Origin of the sequence: Sphingomonas sp. BK580, assembly GCF_014194975.1 — a bacterium.
GTDB lineage: Bacteria > Pseudomonadota > Alphaproteobacteria > Sphingomonadales > Sphingomonadaceae > Sphingomonas.
Genome location: NZ_JACIAY010000002.1, coordinates 656538 through 666619 on the forward strand (window position 1 = coordinate 656538; position 10082 = coordinate 666619).

Below are 10082 nucleotides of genomic sequence, written 5' to 3' on the forward strand. Positions count from 1 at the left end.
CCGGTGACGCTGGCCAATGCGTCGGCATCTCGATGTTGGTCAGTCCGGGTTTTTGCCTTCGGCAACATTCTCGAGGATCACGCCGCTTCGCGCGTCGATTCCGACCTCGTAAGGCTTGCCGTGGCTGGTGATATCAAAGGAATAGCGCAGGCCGCTGCCGCCCTTCTCCCGTTCCAGCTCCTGATCGGTGATCGTGCCGGGACGCGCCTTGAGTGCGGTCTGCCGTGCCATGGCGAGAGAGACCTTCGCCTGAGCGGCGTACTGGTGTCCCTTCAGGTTCGTTGGTGCCGCGGCGGCTGACCCGCTCATCGCCGCGACGGACAGCAGACCCAGCATCAATCGCACGTCTTTCATGACACACATTCCTTGGGGCAGATTACAGCGTGCCCTTCTAGGAGCGGCAACCTTCGCCGCAGGTGAGGACAAGATTGATTATGCCCAACTTGCCGTCTCCGGCGCGAAACCGGATCATCAGCTAATGAAGCTCCTGTTGCTTGAAGACGATACCGGGACGCGTGAGGACCTGGAGCGCGTACTGAGCAGCGCAGGCCATGTCGTCGACGCCTGTACGACCGGGCAGGACGCGATCTTCCTGGCATCTTCCAGCGAATACGCCGTTCTGATCCTTGACCGGATGGTGCCGGGCATCGCTGGCCTGCCGGCGCTCAAGGCCATCCGGGCGGCAGGGATACGGACACCTGCGCTGTTCCTCACGGCCATGAACGGCGTCGAGGACCGGGTCGAAGGGCTCGAGGCCGGCGCCGACGACTACCTGGCAAAACCGTTCGCGGCGACCGAACTGCTCGCCCGGATCAATGCGCTTGCGCGGCGCCCCCCGATCTCGGACGTCGCCGCCACGATTGCGGTCGGCGACCTGGTTCTCGACCGCATCCGCCGCAACGTGACGCGCGCCGGTCAGCGAGTGGATTTGCAGGCGCAGGAACTGAAACTGCTTGAATATCTGATGCTGCACGCAGGCGAGGTGGTGACCCGCACAATGCTCCTCGAAAATGTCTGGTCGTTTCACTTTGATCCCAAGACCAACATCATCGAGAGCCACATGAGCCGGTTGCGCGCCAAGGTCGATCGCGGCTTCGGACGTGAACTGATCCAGACGGTTCGGGGCGCTGGATACCGGATCGATGCGGGTTAGGTCGCGCATCCCGGCCGCGTTCGGGAGCGCGGCCTTTCGCTTCGCCTTAATGCTGGCGGTCGTCGTGGCGCTCGGCGCAGGCGCCCTGTTGCTCACCGTGGAGAGGCAGATCGGTTATTACGCCCGAGAAGCCAGTGATGGGATGCTTCGGGCGGAATCGTCGGTTCTGGCCGCGGAATATGCCGATCTGGGTCTCTCGGGACTGACGGATGCCATCGCCCGGCACAGGGGTAGCGACGCGGATCCGCCCTATCGATATCTCCTGACCGACAAAACGGGACACCGGCTATCCGGCGACCTGCCGCTGCAAGCCGCCAGGATCGGTCAGGCAAGCGTTACGGTGCCCGAGGATTTCGACGGCACGCGACATGTCGAACGTCTCGCAACGAGGGTAACGCAACTGCCTGACGGGTTGCTGCTCGTCGTGGCCACCGACAGCTTCGATGTTCAGCAGTTACGCCACCGGCTTGGACGCTTCACGATCTGGAGTGGGATCGCCATCGCTGCCTTCGCATTGATCGGCGGGTATCTGGTGGGGCGCGTCTTCCTGCGTCGGCTCGCAACGGTCAATCGCTCCATCGACCGGATCATCGATGGGGACAGCGAGGAACGGCTCCCGATGATCGGGTTTGGTCCGGAGTTCGACGACCTAACCCGCAACCTCAATCGCATGCTCGAGCGGAAGGACGCGGCGATGGAGGCTCTGCGGCAGGTGTCGACGGATATCGCGCACGATCTGCGCACGCCACTTACCCGCCTCCATCAGCGGCTCGAACGATTGCAGGCGTCAGGTGCCGGCGATCCCGACAGTATCGACGCGGCCGTCGAGCAGACCAACGGACTGCTCGCGACGTTCGAGGCCCTGCTGCGGATCGGGTCGATCGAGGGAGGTGTCGGGCGACGTCGCTTCGCTCCCGTCGACCTGTCCGAACTGCTCGATCGTATCCATGCGGCTTATTTGCCCGTGGTCGAGGACTCCGGGCAGACGTTCATTGCTCACCATGCCGCAGGAGTCACCGTCATCGGCGACCCCGACCTTCTCGCGCAGCTTTTCACCAATTTGATCGAGAACGCGATCGTCCACACTCCGCCCGGAACGCATATCGTCTCTCGCCTGCATATCGTTGGTGCCGAAGCAGTGGCGGAAATATGCGACAACGGTCCCGGCATTCCCTTCGATGAACGTGAGAAGGTGTTTCGACGCTTCTACCGGCGGGATGCCAGTCGCAACACAGAAGGCGCGGGGCTTGGCTTGGCACTCGTGGCTGCGATTGCCGCCCTGCATCAGGCGGACTGCACCATCCCTGACGGTGCAATGGGTCTATGCGTCCGGCTCACTTTCCATCGGTCGTCTGCAATAGATCAGGTGACCGATGCCCCGAAGCACCATGACTTACCATGATCACCGATACCTGGACGATCGGGCGCATACCCACGTCCCGTTAGGGGCACGAACATTGCCCAACCCAGCGAACACGCGACGACACTACCGTCACCCTGCTTTGTAAAGACCTCTAGCCGCTCGGTCGCCGTGGAGGGGCCAATCGGCATCACCAGACGGCCGCCTATCCGCAATTGCTCGAGTAGCGGCGCTGGAACGCTCGCAGAACCGGCGGTAACGATCACCGCGTCGAAGGGCGCTCGTTCGGGCCAGCCCGCAAAGCCGTCTCCGACCCGGGCATGGACATTTCGATAGCCGCGCCGGCGCAAGGCCGTGGCTGCCTGGCGCGCCAGCTGCGGGACGATTTCGATCGTCGAGACCTCTGCACCCAGCTCGGCCAGGATCGCGGCCTGGTAGCCGGAGCCAGTCCCGACCTCCAGAACGCGAGACTTGCGCCGCACTTGCACTGCGGCCGTCATGATCGCCATGACGTAAGGATCGGAAATCGTCTGCTGCCACCCGATTTCCAACGGTGCCCCGATGTAGGCTTGCGGCTTGTCAGCGCGGGGTACGAAATCCTCGCGTGGAAGCTTTGCCTCGACTGCAACCGCTGCTCGAAAAAAGGGATCATCTCGCAGTGCCGGAACGTCAGCAACCGCTGCCTTGATCGAGCTGATCATTCGCGCACGCTCGCCTGTTCGGTCCGGTGCGGAGAACGCGATGGCCGCTGAAGCACCCGTCAGGCAAACCAGACCCAGAAAAGTCTTCATCAGCACGCCGATCATGGCTCCATCAGCGACCGCCGGCCCACCGCCAACACAGATCGGCGGTGCCAGCTCGCGAACGTGCTTAATTCCGACGAGATTACGCCACGATCGCAGCGGCTATGAGATTTACCAATGTTTGAGAGCTCACCGATCGGTAAGCGCATCGAGGTGACCGCTCGACGCATTCTCGATTGGGAAGCCATAGCGGGACGGTTTTCCTGCTAATCGCGCCGAGAGGCGGTCGGAGCATCGGCTTTCCCAAAATCTGTTCCCGCTTGCTTCTTCCCGAAACTGGCCTTTGAGGATGGGGAAACGGGAATGGTCGGGCTGAACGGATGGCCGCTTCCGAGAAGGGCGATAGCACGCCTGAGCGGCCGAGTTTGGGCGAAAGCAGCCGTGAGGCATGGCACGCGGGAACGGCAGGAAAGTCACAAGTTCAAGCATCCCGGCAATACGCATCCGGCGCGATCACGGACGTTATCATGCGTACTCGCTCCGGCCGCGCTCAACCAGTTCTTCGTTCGACAGGCGAGGTCCTCGCTTGAGGCGGCTGTTGCTCAGCGTGTGTCGATCAAGCTTAGTGAGCGAGGCGCTCACGCGGCCGCGTCGCCGACGCTGGCGCATCAGAACACCCGCGACAGCCGCAGCGAGACACGCGGACGGCGGTTGCCGGTGTCGAACCGATCGGCGTTGAGCGGGAAGGCGACCTCGACCATGCCGTCGAGTCGACCCGCGCCGGCGCGCACGCCCAGCCCGGTCGACGCCAGGGTGCCGCCGCCGAACCCGTCGCGCAGGTTGCTGACATGCCCGCCATCGACGAAGGCATAGCCCTGCGCGCGGTCGATCACACCGGGCAGCACGCGCCCGGCGTCGGCGCGGAGCTCGGCCGAGGCCATCGCGCCCTGGTCGCCGGTGCGCTCGGCATAGTCATAGCCGCGCGCGAAGCCGGGCCCGCCGAGCCCGATCTCGGCGGTAGCGAGCAAAGGGCGCGAGGCGAGCTGCGCCGCGCCTGCCAGCACCGCGCTGAACGGCCCGCCGAGCCGGCGCGTATAGTCCATCTGCCATGTCGCCAGCACGAAGCGCGCGTCGCCGTCGGCGCGCGACAGCAGCGCGTCGCCGGCGCGGCTCACCCCGGCGAGCGGCAGCCCGACCACGCCGGCGAGCTCGCCGCGCAGCGTGCCGCCGGCCACGGTCGCCTGGCCGTTGAGAGAGGCGGTCGCGGTGGCGAGCCGGTCGCGTCGCAACCGCGCGCCGCGGAGCGTCTGCGTCACCGTCACCGCGCGCAGCTCGGCATTGCCCCACAGGCTGCGGGCGCGGGTGCGCACCAGCGCGCGCGTGTAGCTCACCGACAGGTCGCCGCTGCGCCCGACCACGTCGAGCGGGGCCAGCGCCGCCCCTGGGTTGGAGCGCGCGACCGAGCCTGCCACCGCGAGCACCGAGCCGGCCGAGTCGACCGGCGCGGCGTAGCGTGCGCGCAGGAAAGCGAACTCACTCGGCTCGAACGGCGTCTGCGCGACGATGAGCGACAGTTCGTCGCCGTCGCCCGCGAGCCCGCGCAGGCTGGCGAGCAGGGTGGAGCGCACCGGACCGACCTCGGCGCTGCCGCGATTATCGAGCTGCGCATAGGCGCTGGCGCGGTCGCTCGCGATCGTCACCAGAAGGATACCGAAACCGTCCTGGCGGACATAGCGCGTGTCGGTCACGCGCACGCCGGGCACGTCGCCGACCAGCAGCAGCGCGCGTTCCAGCATCTTCTGCGTCACCGCGCCGCGCCCGGTGAGCGCGTGGACCAGCAACGTGTCCGCCGCCTCGCTGCGCGCGCCGATGACGCGCACCGCATCGATGCGGCCGAGCTCGACCTCCACCATAAGCACGCCATCCGTCATCGGCTGCGCCGCGATCGAAGCGGTGGCGAAGGGATAGCCGCGCGTGCGCACCGCGCCCGCCACCTCGCCGGCGAGCGTCGCCAGCGCGGCGCGGTCGAGCGTGCGGCCGATCACCGGCGACACCGCCGCGGCATAGGCCGACTCGGGCACGCCGGCCGCGCCGCGCACGCGCACCGCGCGCACCGGCGGGGTCAGCGTCGCGCCCGCGGCGGCGCGGCTGGCGGCGTCGACCTCGGTCGTCCGCGCGCGCTCGGGCTGCTCGAGCGAGGGGCGCGGCAGCGCGCGTGCCGCAATCGTCGGGTCGGCGCGGTCTAGCGCGGTCTGCGCCGCGGCGGGCGCGCCCGCCAGCGCGGCGCTGCCCAGCAGCGCCAGGCGAATCGTGGATGGTGCTCGCATGCGGACGCCTCTGTTGTCGCGGGGCGGCCTAGGCGCGGGCGGGTTCCGATTTGGTTACGACGACCGCGGCATTTCGCTAACCATCCGCTCTAAGTTGTTCGCAACGCTCTCCTTCTACTCGGCTGAGTCGGCACGCCTGGCGGGCCGAGGGAGAATAACATGCGTAAGCCGATCCTGGCGCTGCTCGCCGCCTCCACCGCTGGGCTCGCGCTGCCCGCGAGCGCCGGCCCCGCCGGCTGGCGGATCAGCGAGGCAATGGGCGACGTGCAGGTCACGCGTGCGGGCGTGTCGAAGGTCGCCACCCGCGGCAGCGCAATCGCCGCGGGCGACACCGTCACCACCGCCAAGGGCGCGCGCGCGGTGCTGGTGCGCGGCACCGAATTCATGCTGGTCGCACCGGGCTCGCGGCTGACGCTGCCCGCCGCGACCGAGACCAAGGGGATGACGCGGATCGTCGAGGAGTTCGGCAACGTCGTCTTCATGATCAAGAAGAAAATGACGCCGCACTTCGAGGTGCAGACGCCGTACCTCGCCGCGGTGGTGAAGGGGACGACCTTCAGCGTCAGCGTCGGCGGCGCCGGCAGCGCGCTGCAGGTGATCGAGGGCGCGGTCGAGGTCGCCACCAGCGACGGCGGCGCGCACGACCTGCTCACCCCGGGCGCCGTCGCGCAGGTCGGCGCGGACGACCGCTTCCGCATGGCGATCGAGCGCGACGGCGTGCGCCGCGTGATCGAGTCGCCGGCGCGGCCGAAGGAGGTGCCGGTGCCGGCGCTGCCGGTCGCGGTCGAGACCGCCGCGGCGCCCGAGCCGGCTGCCGCCGCGACCGAGGCGGCGGCGCCGACGGCGCTCGCCGCCGCCCCCGCCATCACGGCGGAGCCGGCGGTGGCGAGCGTCGCGCCGGCGGCGGATGCGCCGGCGGTCGTCGCGGTGAGCGAGACGGTCTATGCCGCGCCGGTGGCGCTGGCGGACACCACCGGCGGGCTCGTCCAGGGTACCACCGCTGCTGCGGGCGGCGCCAGCGCGGCGCTCGCCGCCGTGGCGAGCGCGACCCGCACCGCGACCGAGGCGTCGACCACGACGGTCAAGGCGGTCGAGGTTGCTGCCGAGATGGCGGCGGCGCGCAACGAGCAGGCGGTTGCTAGCGCCGCGGCGGAGAAGAGTGCCACCCAGGCAAGCGCCGCGGCAGCGGCCAAGGCGGCGGCCGAGCAGGCGGCCGCTTCGGCAGCACAGCAAGCGGAAGCGACCCAGGCGGCGGCCGCAGCCTCCTCTTTGGCCGCGGCACAGGCGAGTGCCGAGCAGGAGCAGGCTGCTGCGGCGCGCGCCGCTGCGATGGCGCAGGCCGAGCAGAGCGCAAAGGCCGCGCAGGACGCGCTCGCGGCGCAGCAGCAGCTCGCGGCGAGCCAGGCGGCCGAAGCGGAAGCACAGGCGCGGGCGGCCGCCGAGGCGGCCGCGGCGAGCGCTGCGCAGGCACAGGCCGAAGCCAATGCCGCGACGATGGCGGAGGCGGCAGAGGCGGCCCGGCAGGCCGCCGAAGCGGCGCAGGCAGCGGCGGAGGCGCAGCAGGGCGCTGATCCTGCCGCGAGCGCCGCAGCGACGCAGGCTGCCGCGGCGGCACAGGCGCAGGCCGCGAAGGCCCAGGCGGCCGCGCAGGCGGCATCGCAGGGAGCCAGCAGCGCGGCCGCAGCGGCGGCGCGGGCAGCGGGTGACAAGGCGGCGCGCGACGCCGCGAAGACGCTGACCGACGCGGCCGTGCAGAAGGCGGCGCAGGAGGCGGCCAAGGCCGCGGAGCAGGCGCAGAAAGCGGCCGACCAAGCCGCCAAGGCCGCTGCGGACAAGGCTGCCAAGGACGCCGACAAAGCCGCCAAGGACGCCGACAAGGCCGCCAAGGAGCAGGAGAAGGCCGCCAAGGACGCCGAGCGCGATGCCGCGAAGGCCGCTGCCGATGCCGCCAAGGTGCAGGAGAAAGCTGCGAAAGATGCTCAGAAAGCCGCCGACGACGCCGCGAAGACCGCGCAGAAGGCGAGCGAGGATGCCTCTAAGAAGGCAGGTAAGGACGTTGAAGACGCCGCGAAGCAGGTGGATAAAGCAAACAAAAACAAAATCTAAAACTATTTACGTTGAGGTATAAATTCAGTGAGCTCTCAGTAACCAACACAACAGCGTGGTGGTTCCCGAGAGGGACTCGATATCACGAAATATCAATAATCATCACCCATATGAACTTCTACGCTCCTGCCTAGCTGGATAGATTTGATGAAGATCAAGAGTAAGGCTCGCATCGCCACGGCAGGTATGGCTGCCGTGTTGCTCTTGGCGTCGGCAGGAACTGGCCTGATCGTCAGTCAGATCCGAGTAGGCGGGCCGATCGATCAAGCGGGTCAGCAGATCGACGACCTTCAGGCTGCCATCCTTCCTCCACCGGCCTACATCATTGAGCCCTACCTTGAGGCGTCGACGCTCTTGAACGGGGCGGGCAGTCGATCCGAACACATCAGGCGATTGGAACAGCTCGAAGGGGATTACGCACAGGCAATCCAGAAGTGGCGAGCGTCCACTCTCGACCCCTCACTTCGCGATGCCTTGGTCGAAGGCTCCGGCGCTGATGCTAAGAAATTCTGGACCGGGCTGCACGAGGACTTCTTGCCGGCGGTGCAGGCAGGGAACGTGCAGGCCGCGAGAGCGAGCTTCGCACGTCTATCATCCTCGTATGCCGCGCATCGCGCCAAGATCGACACGCTCGTTCGTGCCGCGGCCGAGAGGAAGGCCGCACTTGGCGCCGATAGCGACGCTCGAGTCCAGACAGCCTTGATCATCCTGGGCTCAATCTGCGTCTTGCTGTTGGCACTCATGGCTGGGGCGTACGCTGCGCTCATGCGCGGTGCGCTGCTGCCGCTGGACACAACGTCGAATGTCGTGAAGCTCATGGCTGGTGGCGATCTGGATCAAGCACTGACTGGCCTCGACCGTCAGGATGAGATTGGTGAGCTGGCGAACAGCGTCGCGACCTTCAGGGACGCGGCTAAGCAGCAGCGTCGCGCCGCTGCCGAACAACAGGTGGTCGTATCGGAGCTCACCTCGGCACTAGACCTTCTCGGTCAGGGCAAGCTGACCCACCGCATCGGTGCCACACTGCCTGACGAGTATCGTGCTGTCGGATCTTCGTACGACGGCTCAGTCGATCAGCTGAGCCAAGTAGTCAGGAGTGTCAGCAGCTCCGCAGAGCGGGTCAAGATCGGCGCCGGCGAGATCCGGCAGGCGTCGGATGACCTGTCCCGTAGGACCGAGCAGCAGGCCGCCAGTCTCGAAGAAACCGCGGCGGCGATGCAGCAGATCACCGTGACGGTGCAGGAAACCGCAGGCAATGCTATTCGTGCTAATGACGTCGTGCTGGAGGCACGTCGCGACGCTGAGAGATCGGGCTCGGTGGTTCAGCGCGCTGTCGAGGCGATGGGCGGTATCGAGCGATCTTCCTCCGAAATCGGTGAGATCATCGCGGTGATCGACGGCATCGCGTTTCAAACCAATCTCCTCGCGCTCAATGCCGGCGTAGAGGCAGCGCGCGCCGGAGACGCAGGGAAGGGATTCGCTGTCGTTGCCAGCGAGGTCCGCGCGCTCGCCCAGCGCTCCGCTGAAGCGGCCAAGGACGTGAAGGCAAAAATCAATGCATCGTCCGAGCAGGTGCAGAGCGGCGTCGGGCTTGTAGGAGAGGCCGGAGCCGCTCTGACCCGGATTAGCGACCGCATCGCACAGATCAGCACGCTGGTCTCTGACATCTCGGCTGCGGCCGATCAGCAAGCGACGGGACTCCAGCAGGTCGCCACAGCCGTGACGGAGATGGACGGCGTGACACAGCAGAATGCCGCTATGGTCGAGGAGGCATCGGCCGCAGCGCGTAGCCTTGCCGAAGAGGCCGATCAAATGGCGCAGGAGGTGGCGCGCTTTGACGCGGGCAGTACCGCCGAGGTGACCCGTCTTCCTGTACGTTCCTCGTCCGCACGTATGGTGCCGCGCCAGGAGGTAGGGCGGAACGCCTCGGACGCTCGTTCATTGCCTCGTGTCGTCAAGGGCGGTCCGGCTTTGGCCAAGGTTGCGACGAGCGAAGACGACTGGCGGGCCTTCTAACTCTTTTTACGCCGGACGAACGCCTCCTCCGCCGGGATGTCAGATTGGGGCGCAGTTCGGACGCTAGGGGGCGTACTCGCCAAGGCCACGCGCGACGAGCTCCTCATTGGAGAGGCGTGAACCACGCTTGAGCCTGTTGTTGCCGAGCGTGCGGCGGTCCAGCTTCGGGATGGATGAAGCCGGGGAGGGTGCCTTAAACAAGCCAGCGGGCTGCGCGGTGCGCGCCGGCTCGTTGTTGTTGCGCTTTGCGTGGTGCGGCTGAGCCTGCTGTATGACGCGGGCTAGAGCGGTTTCCGATCAGTCTGCATCGTAACCGGCGTTGGTGAAGTAGTTGGCGCACTCCTGTGGTGGGTAGAGGTCGAGGATGCGGCCGATGG

The 10082-nt window shown here is 67.1% G+C and carries 7 protein-coding genes; 4 read left to right on the forward strand and 3 right to left on the reverse strand.

Annotation, left to right across the window (positions count from 1 at the left end; translation table 11 throughout):
• Positions 1 to 39: 39 nt before the first annotated feature.
• Positions 40 to 354: a PepSY domain-containing protein gene (locus FHY05_RS06390; protein WP_183925782.1), complete on the reverse strand. Its 315-nt coding sequence runs from the start codon at positions 352 to 354 to the stop codon at positions 40 to 42.
• A 124-nt stretch (positions 355 to 478) separates the two neighbouring features.
• On the opposite strand from FHY05_RS06390, the gene FHY05_RS06395 reads away from it, so the two are divergent.
• Both FHY05_RS06395 and FHY05_RS06400 read left to right on the forward strand, forming a co-directional pair.
• A complete protein-coding gene (locus FHY05_RS06395) occupies positions 479 to 1153 on the forward strand; it encodes a response regulator transcription factor (protein WP_183925921.1) in 675 nt (224 codons plus the stop codon).
• Positions 1154 to 1202: 49 nt separating this feature from the next.
• Complete coding sequence (locus FHY05_RS06400) at positions 1203 to 2555, forward strand: HAMP domain-containing sensor histidine kinase (RefSeq protein ID WP_260181241.1); 1353 nt, start codon at positions 1203 to 1205, stop codon at positions 2553 to 2555.
• Here the strand turns inward: FHY05_RS06400 and FHY05_RS06405 are convergent.
• Positions 2516 to 3319 (reverse strand): protein-L-isoaspartate(D-aspartate) O-methyltransferase, encoded by an 804-nt coding sequence (locus tag FHY05_RS06405; RefSeq protein ID WP_221191017.1) that lies wholly within the window; start codon positions 3317 to 3319, stop codon positions 2516 to 2518. The two genes, FHY05_RS06400 and FHY05_RS06405, sit on opposite strands and share 40 nt — an antisense overlap.
• Before the next feature lie 605 nt (positions 3320 to 3924).
• On the reverse strand, positions 3925 to 5583 hold the full coding sequence (locus FHY05_RS06410) for a ShlB/FhaC/HecB family hemolysin secretion/activation protein (RefSeq protein WP_183943516.1): 1659 nt from the start codon (positions 5581 to 5583) through the stop codon (positions 3925 to 3927).
• Positions 5584 to 5742: 159 nt separating this feature from the next.
• On the opposite strand from FHY05_RS06410, the gene FHY05_RS06415 reads away from it, so the two are divergent.
• Both FHY05_RS06415 and FHY05_RS06420 read left to right on the forward strand, forming a co-directional pair.
• On the forward strand, positions 5743 to 7689 hold the full coding sequence (locus FHY05_RS06415) for a FecR family protein (RefSeq protein WP_183943517.1): 1947 nt from the start codon (positions 5743 to 5745) through the stop codon (positions 7687 to 7689).
• Between the two features lie 147 nt (positions 7690 to 7836).
• Complete coding sequence (locus FHY05_RS06420) at positions 7837 to 9705, forward strand: methyl-accepting chemotaxis protein (protein WP_260181242.1); 1869 nt, start codon at positions 7837 to 7839, stop codon at positions 9703 to 9705.
• Positions 9706 to 10082: the final 377 nt, after the last annotated feature.